Source organism: Microbulbifer litoralis, assembly GCF_023634065.1.
Taxonomy (GTDB): domain Bacteria; phylum Pseudomonadota; class Gammaproteobacteria; order Pseudomonadales; family Cellvibrionaceae; genus Microbulbifer; species Microbulbifer litoralis.
This window is the reverse complement of record NZ_JALKCV010000010.1, coordinates 1-16,677: the sequence shown is the minus strand read 5'-3', so window position 1 is coordinate 16,677 and position 16,677 is coordinate 1. Positions and strand designations below refer to the sequence as shown.

General features: G+C 62.3%; 15 protein-coding genes. 13 read left to right on the top strand and 2 right to left on the bottom strand.

The window, feature by feature from the left end:
- Positions 1-94: 94 nt before the first annotated feature.
- The 6 genes from MWN76_RS14580 (at position 95) to MWN76_RS14555 (ending at position 6,892) form a co-directional block, all read left to right on the top strand.
- Positions 95-526, top strand: a complete 432-nt coding sequence (locus MWN76_RS14580) for a GFA family protein (RefSeq protein ID WP_250462304.1) — start codon at positions 95-97, stop codon at positions 524-526.
- A gap of 286 nt (positions 527-812) precedes the next feature.
- Positions 813-2,858: a hypothetical protein gene (locus tag MWN76_RS14575; protein ID WP_250462302.1), complete on the top strand. Its 2,046-nt coding sequence runs from the start codon at positions 813-815 to the stop codon at positions 2,856-2,858.
- Positions 2,855-4,078: a hypothetical protein gene (locus tag MWN76_RS14570; protein ID WP_250462300.1), complete on the top strand. Its 1,224-nt coding sequence runs from the start codon at positions 2,855-2,857 to the stop codon at positions 4,076-4,078. Before MWN76_RS14575 ends, MWN76_RS14570 begins: the two co-directional genes overlap by 4 nt.
- 14 nt (positions 4,079-4,092) lie before the next feature.
- Positions 4,093-4,656, top strand: a complete 564-nt coding sequence (locus MWN76_RS14565; protein WP_250462298.1) for a sigma-70 family RNA polymerase sigma factor — start codon at positions 4,093-4,095, stop codon at positions 4,654-4,656.
- Positions 4,653-5,237 carry a hypothetical protein gene (locus MWN76_RS14560; protein WP_250462296.1) on the top strand — a complete coding sequence of 195 codons (585 nt, stop codon included), beginning with the start codon at positions 4,653-4,655 and terminating at the stop codon, positions 5,235-5,237. Before MWN76_RS14565 ends, MWN76_RS14560 begins: the two co-directional genes overlap by 4 nt.
- Before the next feature lie 623 nt (positions 5,238-5,860).
- Entirely contained in the window at positions 5,861-6,892 is a 1,032-nt protein-coding gene (locus MWN76_RS14555) for a S8 family serine peptidase (RefSeq protein WP_250462294.1), read from the top strand.
- 132 nt (positions 6,893-7,024) lie between these two features.
- On the opposite strand, the gene MWN76_RS14550 is transcribed toward MWN76_RS14555, so the two are convergent.
- The gene (locus tag MWN76_RS14550) at positions 7,025-9,067 is read right to left on the bottom strand and encodes a carboxypeptidase-like regulatory domain-containing protein (RefSeq protein ID WP_250462292.1); all 2,043 of its coding nucleotides are present in this window, start codon (positions 9,065-9,067) and stop codon (positions 7,025-7,027) included.
- Positions 9,068-9,169: 102 nt separating this feature from the next.
- A complete protein-coding gene (locus MWN76_RS14545; RefSeq protein ID WP_250462290.1) occupies positions 9,170-9,385 on the bottom strand; it encodes a DUF2798 domain-containing protein in 216 nt (71 codons plus the stop codon).
- A 91-nt stretch (positions 9,386-9,476) separates the two neighbouring features.
- Here MWN76_RS14545 and MWN76_RS14540 point away from each other — a divergent pair, with 91 nt between their 5' ends.
- The 7 genes from MWN76_RS14540 (at position 9,477) to MWN76_RS14510 (ending at position 16,615) form a co-directional block, all read left to right on the top strand.
- On the top strand, positions 9,477-10,382 hold the full coding sequence (locus MWN76_RS14540) for a LysR family transcriptional regulator (protein WP_250462288.1): 906 nt from the start codon (positions 9,477-9,479) through the stop codon (positions 10,380-10,382).
- Entirely contained in the window at positions 10,379-10,795 is a 417-nt protein-coding gene (locus MWN76_RS14535; protein WP_250462286.1) for a hypothetical protein, read from the top strand. Before MWN76_RS14540 ends, MWN76_RS14535 begins: the two co-directional genes overlap by 4 nt.
- A complete protein-coding gene (locus tag MWN76_RS14530; RefSeq protein WP_250462284.1) occupies positions 10,792-11,724 on the top strand; it encodes an aldo/keto reductase in 933 nt (310 codons plus the stop codon). Before MWN76_RS14535 ends, MWN76_RS14530 begins: the two co-directional genes overlap by 4 nt.
- Positions 11,721-12,311, top strand: a complete 591-nt coding sequence (locus MWN76_RS14525; protein WP_250462283.1) for a DUF6064 family protein — start codon at positions 11,721-11,723, stop codon at positions 12,309-12,311. The genes MWN76_RS14530 and MWN76_RS14525 overlap by 4 nt, the downstream gene beginning before the upstream one ends.
- Before the next feature lie 197 nt (positions 12,312-12,508).
- Positions 12,509-13,819, top strand: a complete 1,311-nt coding sequence (locus tag MWN76_RS14520; protein WP_250462282.1) for a cytochrome c — start codon at positions 12,509-12,511, stop codon at positions 13,817-13,819.
- Complete coding sequence (locus MWN76_RS14515) at positions 13,816-14,313, top strand: (2Fe-2S)-binding protein (protein WP_250462281.1); 498 nt, start codon at positions 13,816-13,818, stop codon at positions 14,311-14,313. The genes MWN76_RS14520 and MWN76_RS14515 overlap by 4 nt, the downstream gene beginning before the upstream one ends.
- Positions 14,306-16,615: a xanthine dehydrogenase family protein molybdopterin-binding subunit gene (locus tag MWN76_RS14510; RefSeq protein ID WP_250462280.1), complete on the top strand. Its 2,310-nt coding sequence runs from the start codon at positions 14,306-14,308 to the stop codon at positions 16,613-16,615. Before MWN76_RS14515 ends, MWN76_RS14510 begins: the two co-directional genes overlap by 8 nt.
- The last annotated feature ends 62 nt before the right edge of the window (positions 16,616-16,677 follow it).

Genomic DNA, 16,677 nt, shown 5'->3' with positions numbered 1-16,677 from the left:
TTGATGCCGGCTCCGCATTCCCTTGCCAGATTGTCGCCAGCCCGAATCTTCCATACACTCGGACGCTCCCCGGACCCGAATGGAGGAATGCACCATGAATAAAGCCACGGAACAGTCCGGCCTGCACGGCAGTTGCCTGTGCGGCCAGGTGCGCTACCGGATCGACCCGCCCTTCCACAAAATGGTGCACTGCCATTGCCAGCGCTGCCGCAAGGCCACCGGCACCGGCCACGCCACCAATATGATCGCCGAGCCGGCGCAACTGCAGTGGCTCTCCGGCGAGGACAAAATCCAGCGCTACGACCTGCTCACCGCAAAAAGTTTCGGCAAATGGTTCTGCGGTGACTGCGGCAGTCCGCTGCCGCGGCCGACACGCAACGGCGAGAGAATGATCATCCCCGCGGGATCACTGGACGAGGAGCCATCGATCAATCCGAGCGACCGTATTTTCTGGGGCTCGCGGGCATCCTGGTCCTGCTTCGACGGCGAGCTTGCTGTCCACGAAGAGTATCCCGATTCGTGGTAGATGCAGATCAGCATTCAAAACTGACTTTCATCTACCCGAAAGAAGATTTAAGCGCCAGAATCTGCATTTGATAATCCGGAGCCTCACTTCCTATATTGCCGGCCCGCCGCAATGTTGCAGGATACAACCCGGCGCCGTAAGGTACACAGAAGGATTGATAACCCCTCAATCTCGTGACATCACTCTGGTCAGTGATGCCTGTTGCAAAAATTGATAAAAATATTGAACCCGTACCGGGTGTCTTGCGACCCACCGGAAACAGAGGTTCTTACACAATGAGCAATGGATGGCTGCTCTCACATCCCCACCCCTGATGGCATGGACCTGGCCACTGCTGCTCGGCAGCTGGCTGTCACTGGCCGTGTCCGCCGCCCAGGCGCAAACCGAGGCGCGTATGGCTCCTCCCGAGAACGATGATTTTTATCAGCCGCGCGAGAGGTTGCGCCTGTCCCTCGTCGAAAACATGTCGGCCGATGGCCCCGGGCGGCTGAGCCTGGAGCTGGATGGTATGGATGTCTCAGCGCTGGCTCGATGGCATGCGACGGGGCTGGAGTATTTACCGGTACGCCCGCTCACACCCGGTTCCCACGAAGTGAGGGTCATGTTTTACGGTGAACACGGCGATGTCCGGGAGCTGGGCTACTGGACTTTTCAGGTCCGTCACTCAGAGAAACTGCGCGAACTGCATGCCGAAGGTCAATTGAACCTGGCGCTGAGCGAAGGTGTTTCCGAAAGCACTCGGAGCGCGGGAAGCGATTTGCAGGGAGGTGGCTACCTGGAATCGAGTTTGGGGGGCGACAACTGGCGCCTGGATAGCGACCTGGCCCTGATTGCGGCGAACGACCGGGACCTGGCCATTGCCGGACGAGAGGTGGATCTGGCCCGTTTCAACCTGCGCGGTGAGTACGATCGCTACCGGCTTGCCTTGGGAGACCAGCAACTGGCTTCCGCGAGCCTGATCCAGGATGGCTTCGAGCGGCGTGGCCTGTCGGCCGGCGCCCGGCTACCTCTGTGGGCCGGCGCCCTGTCACTGTATCGGGCTGGCAGCCAGCAACAGATCGGCATTGATGCCGGGCTGGGATTCAATGACAGCGACAATCAACTGAGCGGTAGCCGGCTGGAATTCTGGCCTCTTCGCGGTGATAGCGCCCAGGTGATGGTGGCGGGAGAGCGTCTGTCCGGTCGCATCGGTGCACCGGACTACGGCACCCTCTATCCACAAACCGGTTCTCCCACAGATGCAAGAGTACACGAGGGCGATGCCTGGAACCTGGTGATGGATGGCCAGTTTTTCCAACGACAACTGCGGTTACGGCTGGAAAAAGCCGGCAGCGAGTACGACTTCGACGGCATCGACCGGGGCTTTGAATCCGAGCGGGACAATGCCCGAGCTGCACTGCTGGTATTGGACCCGACGCCAGTGCGCGGAAGTATGCTCGACTGGCGCCTGGGCCTGGAGGCAAAAACAATCGGTACATGGTACCGGAGCCTGGCCAACCGCTATGCCCCCGCCGACAAACAGATGAAACGGCTTTTTTTCGATATCTCTGCCGACAATTGGCGCTGGGACGGCGGCTATGCGGCAGAGGAAAACAACCTTTCCCGTGACACCCGCTACGCCACCTCCGAAACCCGCCAGTGGAACCTCGCTACCCACTATACCGATTACGATTTCGCCGAGGGGCGGCTGCTCTCGCTACTGGGGCAGCCCAGTTACACTCTTTCAGCCCGGGGGACAAGTATCCGGGATCGCTATACACCGCCGGGATATCTACCCAACAACCTGCAAACCCGGCGCTATACACTGACTGCAGCGTTCGCCCACGAACAACTGCAATGGTCGGCGGGCTACCGATACGACACACTGGAAGACGCCACCGACTGGCAGCCGGAGACCCGCACCCAGGCGACCCGGCTGGATGCCGGCTGGTATCCGAGCCGTCGCTACAGCGTCTTCGTCGGCTGGGAGTTACAGCATACGACCTACCCTGATCCGGGCGTCAGCACCGATCGACACATCTACTCCATCGACGCCAGAGCGGAATTTATCCCCCAACGACTGCGGGGCCATCTGAATGTCGGCCTGAACCGGACCAGCGCGCGGGACGACCCCTTCTACGCCCAGTGGGATGAAACCACCTATATCAGCGCCGGACTCAATTGGCGAATCTTGCAGCCTGACAAACTGATTTCGGGCCTGGACCTGATTGTATCCATCGCCCGCAACGACTACCGGAATCAACTGTTCATGGCCGAATCCGTCGATGACTACCAGGCCTTCATCGAGCTCCGCTCCAGCCTGCCGGTGGCTTTTCCGGGAGGCACACCATGAAGGCCTCTTTCCTCGCACCGCTCTTCGCCTTTACCCTCGGGTTTGCCGCGGCCGCACCCGCCCAGGAGCTGGAACTCTGTTCCTCCGCGCAACCCTGCTCGGTATCCCGCGCGGTCACCGTGGGGAGGGAGACCACCCTGCCCATCACCTGGCGCGGCCGGGCCCGGTTTGATCGCGTCGACATCGCATCCGATATGGGCTTTTTCAGCCTCGGCGACCCGGCCCCGGGTGAGCGATTGGGCCTGGTGCAGCACGCCTTGATAAAGCGCGTAACCGGTAGCCCTGACGGCCAGCCAGTACCCTTCACTCTCAATGAATCCCTGACTGTTCCGGCGGAGGTAAGCCAGCGCGCGACCGCCCGCGGAGCGACGCGGCTTCTGTATATCCGCCAGTTCAGTGTCAACGGCATGCCGGTTACCGGTGTACAGACCATCCGGCTGTCGGCCCCCCTGCCCGACGCCAGCAACTCCCTGCCCGAAGGCCGGGCCGCAACCGCCAGCGGCCTGATCGTGCGGCGACTGGCATTGCGGTTTGAAGACGGCACCGCCGCCGCATCGGCGAGACGTGGCGAGCGGTTGCGGGCATTGGCCACTATCCGCTACGAGCGGGCCGGGCTGCTGGAGGCGGTGTGGGAGGTGGCAACGCCGGCCACCACCCGCGGTCAACCGGTGTTCCGCCGGCTGGATAATGTGCGCGAGTACCTGGGAGCTGGCCGGGAGGCCACCCTGCAGGCCCCGGTATTACCCTCCGACGAAGAGGGGCTCTACCTGCTGCGGCTGCGCTTGGTCCAACCTTCTTTTGATGAGCAGGGGATTACGTTGCACTATCAGGTCAGCGGTCAGTCGACGGGAGCCCCCGCGTTCGTGCCGATATTGCATGCGGGCAAACCCGATATGGGAAAAGTTCTCGACGGTGAGACGGAATTCCACTGGCGGCCGGTCTCGAATACCCATGCCTACCAACTGGAACTGTACGATCAGCCGCCGTCGGCACTGGAACCGACTATTGCATCCGAGCCCCACACGGCCCCAGCGGAAATGGCCAGCGCCCCCATCACCGGGATTCTGCTGGAGGGCGATACAGATCACACGCGCCTGTCTCCCACGGTGTTGCATCGGTTGCTGCCCGGGCGCATTTATTACTGGCGGGTGGCGGCAATAAATGCCGAAGGAGCCGTTGTCGCCGCCAGCCCGATTCAATCCATTCGCACCGAGGATTAGTCCCCACTCCCCCTATGGAAGATTCAGTACAGGATACCGACGAACAGTTGCTGCGCACCATGGCGGGCGGTGACACAGAGGCCATGTCAGCGTTCTATCGCCGACACGAGGCGCGTGTTTACCACTACCTGTTTTCCAGATTGAACGATTCGTTCACCGCAGCCGACTTATTGAACGAGGTAATGCTTGAGGTGTGGCGCTCGGCCACCCGCTTTGCCGGTCGTGCCAAAGTCACCACCTGGGTACTTGGCATTGCGCGCAATAAAGTGCTTACCCACTGGCGCAAGCAGGGCCTGCGCGAATTTACGGATCTGGACGACAGTCTCGCCGACGACACGCCCGCCGCGGACCTGGAACAGGCACTGGCCGCGGTGAAGGATGGCCAGGTACTGCGTGCGTGTATGGAAACCCTGTCACCGCTCCACCGGGAAATCCTGTACCTGGTTTTTTTTGAAGAGCTGGATTACACGGAAATTGCCGAAATGCTGAAAATTCCCGAAGGCACCGTGAAGTCCCGTGTGTATCACGCCAAGAACCTGCTAAAGAAACAACTGGCCCGAGTGATGAGGTCGCCATGAACGAGACTGATAAACAATTGAACCTGTGGGCCAACGGCAGGCTGCCGGAACCGCAGCGCCTGGCGTTCGAGGAGAAAATGGCCACGGACCCGGCCCTTGCGCGGGAGGCCGAGTTTGCCAGGGCCCTGCGGCAGACGTTGCAGAGCGAGGCCGCAGCGCCACCGGGCGAACTGGGGTTGGCGCGACTGCAGAAAGCGGTACACAAAGAGCGGCGACAGGTCCCCGGTGCGACGTCCCGCCACAACATCTGGAAGCCCGTGGCAATTGCGGCCTGCGTTGTGATCGCCGTCCAGGCAGCAGTGCTGCTGACACCGGAACACCGGCAAGCGGGTGGAACCGTCGATCTGCGTCCGGCATCGGGAGAGACTCCGCCGGCGACAGCGCAGTTACAGCTGGTCTTCGATTCCTCGGCCACTGCAGCGAATATACAAACGGCAGTCCTCAGTGTGGATGGCAGTATCACTGCCGGCCCCAGCGCCCTCGGTATCTTTCGGGTGGCGCTCCCAGAGGGGACTTCTGCTGAGGCCGCCATGGAAACCCTGCGGGCATTCGAGTTTGTGGATGAGGTTATCCCACAGTGAAGACAAGGGCGGTTGCGCGATACTCGATTGCACTCTTGTCTCTGTCATTGCCGATCTGTCCCGGCTCCACTGCCGCACAGACTGCGGAAAAGGATCCGGCTGTGGTATTGCGCGGGGATGCGAACGCCGGGGAACACGAGACGACAACGGAGAGCATCAGCCAGCAGCAAAGCGGGCGTAAACGCACAACGGCCCCATCCCCACGGACAGACGGATCGGTGCCGGAACGCAAGGCGGAACAGGATCCAGAATCGGCCCGACCGGACGACGCGAAAGTCGTGTCCGAAAGCCCCGCCAAGCAACCGCCCGAACAGGAAACGGATACCAAGCCTGAACAACAAACCGCGCCAAAACCCGAACCCGTCCCTGAGCCCGAGCCAGAGCCAGAACAAAAGGCGCCGGTCCCTGCCCAAGCAGAGGCAGTAGAAGCAACAGAACCGAAACCCACCGAACCCATCCGGGCCCGTCCACCGATCCAGCGCGGTGGCAGTTTGCTGGGCACCGCCCCTCCTCCGTCACCACCGGTTGCACCGGCTCTACAACAGACCTCCACGACAGACGCTACTGCCGCCCCGGCAGAGAAGCACTACGAACCGGGGGAATTGCTACTACTCAGCGCCGATATGGCTGAAGCACTGTCGACGGCCCGACAGCTCCGCGCTTACCAGCTGCGAATAAAATCCCGGCAGCGCCTCGACAACCTGGGGCTGGTGCTCAGTGTCTTTCGCCTCCCACCCGGGACCAGCGTGCCGGCACTGCAAGCGCGGCTGCGAACGGAACTGCCGGACCTGGACCTGGATGCCAACCAGCGCTATCGCCCGCTCAATACCAGCGCTCCCGGTAACCGGCGGCGCTATGGCCATCGGTTGATCACCTGGCCTGATCCCATTGGCTCCTGCAGCAGCCCCTTCCGTATCGGCATACTGGATACGCCGGTGTCGGACAGGCATCCGGCGCTGGCCAATGCCGCAGTGGTACGCCGCAGTTTCGTGCGCGGCGAAGCGGCGTCACCGGTACACGGGACCGCCGTGGCCAGCCTGCTGGTCGGCGCGCCGGACTCGCCGACACCCGGCCTGCTGCCGGGCAGCCAGCTCTTCGCCGCGGAAGTCTTTCGCCAGCGCGGCGAGACGACCGACACCACCACAGACAGCCTGCTCGCCGCACTGGACTGGCTCGCCGGCCGGAAAGTGCAGGCCGTCAACCTGAGCCTGGGCGGGGAGCGCAATCGGGTTTTTGAACTGGCACTGACACGGCTGCTCGAGCACGATATCCACCTGGTCGCGGCGGCCGGCAACAATGGACCGGGTGCGTCCCCCGTATTTCCCGCGGCGCAAAAAGGCGTGATTGCCGTGACCGCCGTGGATGCCGCGCAGCGACGCTACGCGGACGCCAACCGGGGCGATTACATCGATCTCGCGGCACCGGGTGTCGATATCTGGGCGGCCGATGGCGGGGCATTGGGCCGCTATCACACCGGTACGTCCTTCGCCGCTCCTTTTGTGACTGCCGCACTGCTGTTGGCGAATCAGCATGGCATAGACCTGACGGAGACAGTAAAGGATCTGGGGCCCAACGGACGCGACAACCAATTTGGTTGGGGTCTGCTGCAGGTACCGATCGAATGTCGACAGCAAGCCACTCGTAAAGTCAGATAACAGTTTGTTTCACCCTGTCGGGACCTGTCTGCAGATGGAAAAAGCAATGCCCGATTGACTTGGACGACCAGCAACCTTTCGGGAGATCCAAAACAGGAGAGCCGGCTCTGGCAACTCAATCCGCGACGCGGGTCAGGGACAGTTATTGTTGCCGGCTCCGTCCAGACACTGCAATTCCAGCTCGATCATCTCACCATCGACCAGCGATCCGTACGGGGAAAAGCTGGATGCTGATGAGCCATCATCACCGGTGGCCGTAAACTGCACCCACTGCCCCTGATTCGGCAACCCCTCGGGGAAGCTTACGGTAACGGCATCGCCCGGGGAGATATCATCAAAGCTTTCCAGGAGCATATAGCCAGTCTGGTTGCCCTCCAGATGGACCTCGATATCGCAACTGCCGGCCGCGGATTCCTGGCTGTTGCTACAATAGGCCTGCACACTCTGGGCCGCGGGACCCTGCGCGGTCTCTTCATCCAGAATAACGGCAACACTGCCGACCAGGGCAGTCTCCATGTTGCCGGACAGCGTGACAAACTGCCCGTTCTGGCTATAGCCGCCATTCGAGGTCGCGGACCATTGAATCTGGGTCATCTCTGCGGGAATGGTGATGCCGAGGCTGTCGTTGACTACGACACCGGCCTGTGTGAACTCGCTGCCATCGGAGGCGCTCGCCAGCAGATCCACGGTGCAGGGGATGATGCTCCCGGTCGACGACAGGCACTGAACCTGCACGCTTTGGATCGCTGTTGTGGCCAGGGCAATCTCCACGCTCCCGGTGATGCCGGAGTCGATGCTCCCCTCGCCCACCACCTGCTGCCCATCGAAAGTCACCGGGCCGGACGTTTCCGCCACCCAGTTCAGTTGAGTCAGTTCATTTAGCGCCGGCCAGGCGGTAACCACAGTGGCACCGGACTCCGGAACAGACTGGGACAAGCTGTGGCTGCCATCCGACAGCGTCACCGAACAGGCGGTCGGGCTGCCGTCGGGCAGCACACAGCGCACGAAGTTCTCGCTACTGGGCTCACTCAGTTCGATTACCACGTCGGCAGACATGTCCGAAGTTTCTTCCCCGATAAAGCCACCAAAGGAAGTGGCAAGCCAATTTATACTGGCGCTATTGGGCATGTTGATGATGGTGGAACCGCCTTCCGGCAACTGTCCACTGCGAGTGAATACCGAACCGTCATCCAGTGTCACTTCGGCTGTGATACCACAGGGAACAGGGCTGTTGTCGTATAGCCGGCACTCCACATTGATGCTGCCGCCATTTTCGAACTTGAAATCCCAGTTCCAGGTGGAGAAGTGGCCGACTTCCGCGCGCACTGCCAGACCCACAGGGGAGGTGGCCGAAGCGACAACAGTACCGGTAGTAGAGTCGTCTTCCACCCATACCCCCTGGGTTTCATCGAAATGCCACATGGGCACGGTGCTGCCGATCTCCAACGTCTCGTTGTTGATACTATTGTGGGGCAGGTCTACCTGGATTTCCGCCGTGGTCCCGGCGGCCAACTGCAGGTAGTCCCCATCTTCATTGCGCAGATCCACGGTGATCATTCCGGCGCTGATCAATTCCGTCGGATTGCCCATGGCGTCCACAGCCTGGCCGTTTCCGGGCATGGCGTTGAGCTCACTGCCGGCAATATCCCACGGGGTAATTTCCACGGTCGCGCCGCCACTGGCTGGTTCGCCGTCGGGCGTGACAAAGGCGTCGTCCGGAAAGGTGATCCGTGCCCCCATATCCGCTGCACTCAACGTCCGGCCCGATTCGATATCAACCAGGTCCAGCGACTGCTTCACCGGTGTCAGCCGAATCGGCATGACACTCTCATCCTCGCCATCAACCTTCAGTGCCTGAGGGACAAAACCCTCCGCCTGGGCGCGCACGACATAGGATTCCTGCTCCACCAGGGTGAAATGCGCCCAACCGGTTTCATCAGTATCCACACTGGTTTCATCAAGGGTAACCGTCACACCCGACAAGCGCGCGCCGTCGTGGGTCTGCGCCACGAAACTGAGCCCGATTTCCGCCGCGGGCGGATCGGGGTCATTGATATCGTCACCGGGTAAAGGATTGTCGCCATTGCCTTCACAGGCGAATAGCGCGGCGCTCAATAGCGTGAAAGACACCGCTTTCAGGTAGTTTTTGAAATTGGAGTGCAGTAGCTGGCCCATAGTGATGGTCTCTCTGGTTGCTTGGGTAAACTGTGTTTCCAGAGAGGTAGTCGCACCAAACGGCCGTGAGGTTCAAAGTATGAAAGCGGTGTGCCTGATCTTTCAGATTCTGGCAGCAATTCGATGCGCCACGCGATGAATCTGCGGCCCGCACAGAAAGGAAATCACTCCCGCGGCGAGCCAGGCGAGAATCCAGGCCGAGAGCCAGTAGTCCGCAAACCCCTCGACAAGCCCCATATTGATAAAAGTCACCCATGCAGACATAAACAATGTCAGGACGAACGACATCAGCACAGCAAAGATCAATCGATGTTTCATGGTTCCAACTCCCTCGATAACTTTCAGGGAGCAGGCTATCACCCGACATATTTGTAGTGTATCGTTAAAATCGAAAACACAATTTGCACATATGGAAAGCATGCTGGATAACCTGAAGATCTTTATCAACGCCGCGGACCAGCAGAGCCTGACCAATGCCGCCCATACACTCGGCATGACGGTGGCTACCGTCTCGCGGCGGGTAAGCGATCTTGAAAAACAGCTGGGCTGCGAGCTATTCCACCGTTCAAGCAAGGGCTTGGCACTGACCCCGGCGGGACTTCCCTACTATCGGGAGTGCGCCGATTTTATCAATGCCCTGGACCGGCGCCTCGACAACCTGGACCGGGCCATCAACAGCCCCAGTGGCGAACTCAAGGTGATGGCGCCGACCAATCTGGGCAGCGGCCCCCTCGATGCATTCTGGCAGGGGTTTGTCTCCCGCCATCCCGATATCGCACTGAGAATAAAACTCGGCGATCCCACCGAGGATGTCATCTCCAGCCAGGCGGATATCGCTCTGCGATCGGGGCCACAGACGAGTTCGTCCCTGATTCAGAAGTTGGTCGGCACCATTCCCCTGGTGCTGGTAGCCGCCAGGGCGGCCGCGGGGAAGCTTCCATCAACGGTCGATTCGCTGGGCGCCTGCCCCAGTATCGCCGCCGAAATGTTCAGTGATTGGGTGTTGCACTCCGGTGACCAGACTATCGAAGTCCCAAAAAAGCATCGCCATATCAGTAACGATATGCAGGTTACCCTGAACCTGGTCAAGGCGGGCGCTGGCGTCGCCCTGCTGCCAATGAGTATGCTCCACGACAGCCTGCAGAATGGCGAGCTGGTACAGGTACTGCCACAATGGCAGGGGCCGCAAAGGGAGATTTACCTGGTCTGGCCGTACCAGCGCACGCTGTCCGTTCGAGCGAGGCTGTTCCGCGAAGGGCTGGAAAACTTTCTGCACGCCCAGCCGTGGTTCTACGCTACGGGAGCGTCGCAATGACAGCACCCACTCCCGAGCCTCCGAACACCTGGGCCACCTTTCTCGCCCACCTGCTGTTTATCCTCGCCGCCTGGACGGTGTTTATCAAATATCTGTTCCCGATCGGTTTTGCACTGGCCAGCGGTGGGCCCTGGAACAGCCATATCTACTGGGACCTGTGGCCGCTGGCGCATATCTGGATGGGCTGGGCGCTGCTGGCGCGACCGCCCTATACGCGTGCGCTGGCGATTGCGATGTCGGTGGTGGAAATCGTCATCATCGTTACGCTGTTCACCCGTTTTCTCGCCGACCCGGAGTGGTCCATCTGGCGAACCAACTGGTTTGTCAACAAGGTGTTCGTGCTGGCATGCTTTGCACTACTGCTCGGCACCGCCCTTTGGCGCCCGGATACCCTGAGAGGCCGTTCGTCATGACAGATCGCAACCGCAGACGCACATTGAAGTGGATCGGCGCAGGTATCGCCGCCGCGTGGCTGCCATCCGGGCCGGCACTGGCCGAACCCGGTTCGCTGCTCAGCAAACCCATTCCCGCCAGCGGTCAAAAGCTGCCGGTAATCGGTATGGGCACCTGGCGCACCTTCAACGTGGGCAGCGATCCGCAGCTGCTCGGTGCACGCAGCGAGGTGGTGCGGGCCTTTTTCCGGCACGGCGGCGGCCTGATCGATTCCTCCCCCATGTACGGCTCCGCGCCCGATGTGATCGGCTATGCGCTTGAGCGCCTCGGGATTCCCGCCAGCCTCTTTTCCGCGGAAAAAGTCTGGAGCCCGGCCGGCGGCACGGCGCGGGAGCAGGTTGCCGAACTGGAAAAGCGCTGGGGCGTCAAGCGTTTCGACCTGGTGCAGGTTCACAACCTGACCGACTGGCGCGACCATCTGGCAACACTGCGGGAAATGAAGGCGGCGGGAGAGATCGGCTATATCGGCATCACCACATCCCATGGGCGCCGCCACCGCGAATTCGAGCAGGTGATGGCCAGTGAAGATATCGACTTCGCCCAGCTCACCTACAACATTACCCACCGCGAGGCGGAACAACGATTGTTGCCGCTGGCACGGGAAAAGGGTATCGCCGTCATTGCCAACCGGCCCTACGACGGCGGCGCGCTGATCAAGGGCCTGAAACGCCGTGGCGAGAAAGTTCCGGAATGGGCGGTCGAGGAATGCGGCTGCCGCACCTGGGCGGATTTCCTGCTGAAATTTATCGTCAGTCACCCGGCCGTCAACTGTGCCATCCCCGCCACCACCCGCGTCGACCATATGAATGAAAACATGCGCGCGGGCAGTGCGCCCCTGCCCTCCGCCAGTGCCCGGCGGCGGATGGCAGCCGCCATCGAGTCGCTATGAGCGATTGGTCCAGCTACCGCTTGCAGGACTTTATCCCGTTTACCGCGGATATCTATTTTCGCCTGCTCGAACGCATGGGCGAAACCTTCTGGCCGCTGCACCTGCTGACACTGGCATTGGGCACAGCCGCACTGCTTTTCGCCTTGAAAAACCGCGCGCGCGTCGCCTGCCTGCTGCTGGCCCCGCCCTGGGCGTTTATCGCCGTGGCTTTTTTCATGCAACGCTACGCGGAACTCAACTGGGCCGGCGGTTACATCGGCTGGGCCTTCCTGGCACAGGCGTTGTTTCTGGTATTGATTGCGCTTGTGCGCAGCGCCCCCCTGGAGCCACCGCAATTTACAAACCCGGCAGTGATTACCGGTATTGCAATCGCCCTCTCGGGGCTGGTCGGCCTGCCGCTGCTTGCGCCGCCGGGCGGTCACTCCTGGTACCGGGCGGAGATATTCGGCATCCACCCGGATCCCACCGCCATCGTCACCCTCGGCCTGGCGCTGATCGCGCTGCGCGGCCCGGCGATGTGGGCGGCCTCCATCATTCCCACACTGTGGCTACTGCTCTCGGGACTCACCCATATGGCGCTGGGTTAGTTGCAGCCACTCCACCATACTTGCGACGCCAAAACCCCCATATTCCATAGGGAAGAAGAAGTCATTCCCGCCATCTGCCCGATAATCTACCGACGCGGCCAAAGCGGCTCTCAAAGGGTGCTATACAGTGACTGATCTGCCGCCTCATTCCCGATAAAACGCGGCCCCGGTGACTGTTTACTGCAAGAGGTTTCGACATGGGCAGAACCCTGGCCACGGTACTCGTGGTGGTACTGATCATCCTCGCCGCACTTTTCTTCCTGATTCGCAAACCGTCGATTGCCGCGGTGGAAACGCCCGCCGCCTCGTCCTTCAGTGCGGAGCAGGTAGAGCGCGGCCGGGTCTTGGCCGGCATCGGCAACTGCGCCACCTGCCACACCACGGCAGAGGACAAGCCCTATGCCGGCGGCCGGGATTTCCCCACCGGTTTCGGCACCCTCTACTCCACCAATATCACCCCGCATCCCGAGAACGGCATCGGCCGCTGGTCCCGCGATGCCTTTGTGCGCTCCATGCGCGAAGGCATCGCCCGCGATGGCTCCTACCTCTACCCGGCATTTCCGTACACCCATTTCAAGAACCTGTCGGACGAGGACCTGGATGCGCTCTACGCCTACCTGATGACGCTGGAACCGGTGGCCTATACGCCGCCGGAAAATGCCATGCATTTTCCATTCAACCTGCGCTTCCTGCAATGGGGCTGGCAACTGCTGTTCTTCGACAGCAAACCGATACAGCCAGACCCGCAACAGAGCGATGAATGGAACCGCGGCGCCTACCTGGCGGAGGGCGCCGGCCACTGCACCGCCTGCCACTCGCCGCGCAACCTCTTCGGCGCAGAGAAAAAAGGCCGGGCCTACGCCGGGGCACTGATCGACAACTGGTATGCGCCGGCGCTGAATCCGGAACAGCCGGTCCCAGTGCACTGGGACACCGACACGCTCTACAGCTACCTGCGCGAGGGGCGGGCCGACTACCAGGGCGTCGCCGTGGGCTCCATGGGTGAAGTGGTGCACAGGGGCCTGCAGCGGGCGCCGGACAGCGATATCCACGCACTGGCCGCCTACCTGGCCTCCCTCGCCGGCCCGGCCAAAGTTGACGGCGCCGCCCGGCGCGCCGGCGAGCTTATCGAAGCGGCCCACAGGCGTACCGACGGCGATCGCAGCCACGGCGAAAACCTCTATATCAGCGCCTGCGCCGCCTGCCACTACAACGCGGCGAACAATCCCATGGCACTGCGCGCCGAGCTGAGCCTGAACAGCGCCGTTACCGCCGGCGACCCCACCAACCTGCTGCGGGTACTGCTGCAGGGGGTGCCCGCCGACGAGGGCTCGCCGGGTATCGTGATGCCGGATTTCGCCTCCCTGAGTAATGCGGATATCGCCAGCCTGGCGCAGTTCCTGCGCAAGCGCGCCAACCTGCCACCGTGGGAGGGACTGGACAAACGCCTGGAAGAACTGCGCCAGACACTGGGCCAGGCAGCATCACACGCGGGAGAGAAGCAATGAGCACCGAATTCCGGATCAACGGCCAACAGGCAGCAGTGGATGTGCCGGAGGAAACCCCACTGTTGTGGGTCATCCGCGACGATATCGGCTTTACCGGCACCAAGTACGGCTGCGGTATCGGGCTCTGCGGCGCCTGCACGGTGCACGTCAACGGCCGCGCCGTACGCTCGTGCATCACACCGGTCAGCAGCGTTGCCGATACCGAAGTCACCACCATCGAGGGCCTGTCGCAAAATGGCGAACACCCGCTGATCCAGGCCTGGGTGGAAGCGCAGACACCACAATGCGGCTACTGCCAGCCGGGCCAGATCATGCAGGCCGCGGCCATGCTGAAAGACTTCCCCAACCCCACCGACGAACAGATCGACCATGTGATGAGCGGCAACCTGTGCCGCTGCATGGCTTATATCCGCATCCGCGAGGCGATCAGACTGGCCGCCGACCGCATGCGAGCCGATACCGGAGAGGAAAACCCGGGGGCCGACCATGCTTAAGTTTCCCAAAAACAAAAACGGCGGCGACGCACCGGACCTGGGCCGGCGCGGCTTCATCATCGGCATGGCTGGCGCCGGCCTGACCTTCGCCTTCGCCCGCTCGGCCCTCAGCCTGGCCGACCCCACCAGGGCTGCTGCCGAGGGCGCCTTCGAGCCCACGGTGTGGTACCAGATCCAGCAAGACGGGCACATCGTTGTCAATATCGCCAAGGCGGAAATGGGCCAGCATATCGGCACCGCCCTCGCCCGCATCGTCGCCGACGAACTGGAGGCAGACTGGCAACAGGTTTCCCTGAAGTACGTCGACAGCGATCCCAAGTGGGGCTACATGGTGACCGGCGGCAGCTGGTCCGTATGGCAAAGCTACGTGCCCCTCAGCCACGCCGGTGCCGCCGGCCGCATTGCACTGATCGAGGAAGGTGCGCGCCAGCTCGGCGTGCCCGCAGACCAGTGCCGCGCGCGCAACGGCCGCGTGATCGCCGGCGACCGCGCCATCAGCTACGCGGAACTGGTGCAGGGCGGCACCATGAGCCGCAGCTATACCGAGGAAGAACTGAAAAAGATGCCGATCAAGCCCGCCGGTGAGCGGCGCCTGATCGGCGGGCCGGCAAAGGCACTGGATATTCCCGACAAGACCGACGGCAAAGCGCTCTACGGCCTGGATGCCAGCGCGGAGAACATGGTCTACGGGCGCCCGCTGGTACCGCCGACCCGCTACGGTGCCAGTGTCAAAAGCATCGACGACAGCGCAGCGCGGGATATTCCCGGCTACCACAAAACCATCGCGCTGGAAGACCCGTCCGGCACCGTGCCCGGCTGGGCCATGGCCATCGCCGACAGCTTCCACGCCGCCAATATGGCCGTGCAGAAAATCGCCGTGGACTGGGCGCCGGGCAAAACCGCGGATATCGACGAACAGGCAATCCTCGACCGCGGGCGCGAACTGATCAACAGCGGCGACGCCGGCGTGCTGGTGGTGGACGACGGCGATGTGGAACAGGCCTTCGCCACGGCCGATTCCACCCTGGAAGCCGAGTACATCACCCACAGCGCCCTGCACTTCCAGCTGGAACCGGTCAACGCGCTGGCACTGGAGAAAAACGGCATCTGGGAAATCCATACCGGTAACCAGTGGCAGTCACTGATCATCCCCACGCTGGCAAAGGCGCTGGGTGTGCCGGAAGAAAAAGTGGTCATGAAGACCTATATGCTCGGCGGCGGTTTCGGTCGCCGGCTGAACGGCGACTACGCCGTGCCCGCCGCGCTGGCCGCAAAGGCCCTGGGCAGGCCGGTCAAGATGGTACTGACCCGCGAGGACGACCTCCGCTTCGACTCACTGCGTTCAGCCTCGGTACAGCGGATGCGCATGGCCTTCGACAGCGATGGCCGGGCCACCGCCATGGAGCACCACGCCACCGCCGGCTGGCCCACCGAAGTGATGGCGCCCTCGTTTCTTGTCGACGGTATCTCCGGCGGCAAGTACGATCCCTTCGCGATCCAGGGCGCCCTGCACTGGTATACCCTGGGCGGCAACCGGCTGCGGGCCATCTCCAACGACCTGGCCGCCGAAACCTTCCGCCCCGGCTGGCTGCGTTCCGTGGGCTCCGGCTGGGTCAACTGGGCGCTGGAAAGCTTTATGGACGAAGCCGCCCACAAGGCCGGCCAGGACCCGATTGAATTCCGGCTGGAAAAACTCAAGGCAGAGGGCAAGAACGTCGGCTCCGCCCCCAACGCCGTCGGCGGCGCCAGCCGCCAGGCCAACGTGCTGCGCCGCGTGCGGGAAATCTCTGGCTGGGGCAGCGAAATGCCGGCGGACACCGGCCTGGGCGTCGCCACCACCTATGGCCAGGAACGCAATATGCCCACCTGGACCGCCTGCGTCGCCCGCGTGCGCGTGGACCGCAAAACCGGCCGGCCGACGGTGGAGAAACTCACCCTGGTCACCGACGCCGGCACCGTCGTCCACCCGGACGGCGCCCGCGCCCAGGTAGAGGGCGCCGCCCTCTGGGGCGTCAGCCTGGCCCTGCACGAGGGCACCCGCTTCGACAAGGGCCAGGTGGTGGACACCAACCTGAACACCTACACCCCACTGCGCATGCGTGATGTGCCAAACATCGAAATGGAATTTGTCGACAGCACCGAGATGCCCGTAGGCCTCGGCGAGCCAGCCACCACCGTGGTGGGCCCGGCGATTGGCAACGCGATTTTCGCCGCAACCGGGGTGCGCATGCGGACCCTGCCGATGCGGGCGGAGGAGATTCTCCGGGCGATACGAGGGGATTCGCCGGCGCCTGAAGAATGAGCAGGGATTGCTCGCTTAACCTACGATAGCTGCGGGCCCTCGCCACCCGGGGCCATAGTGGT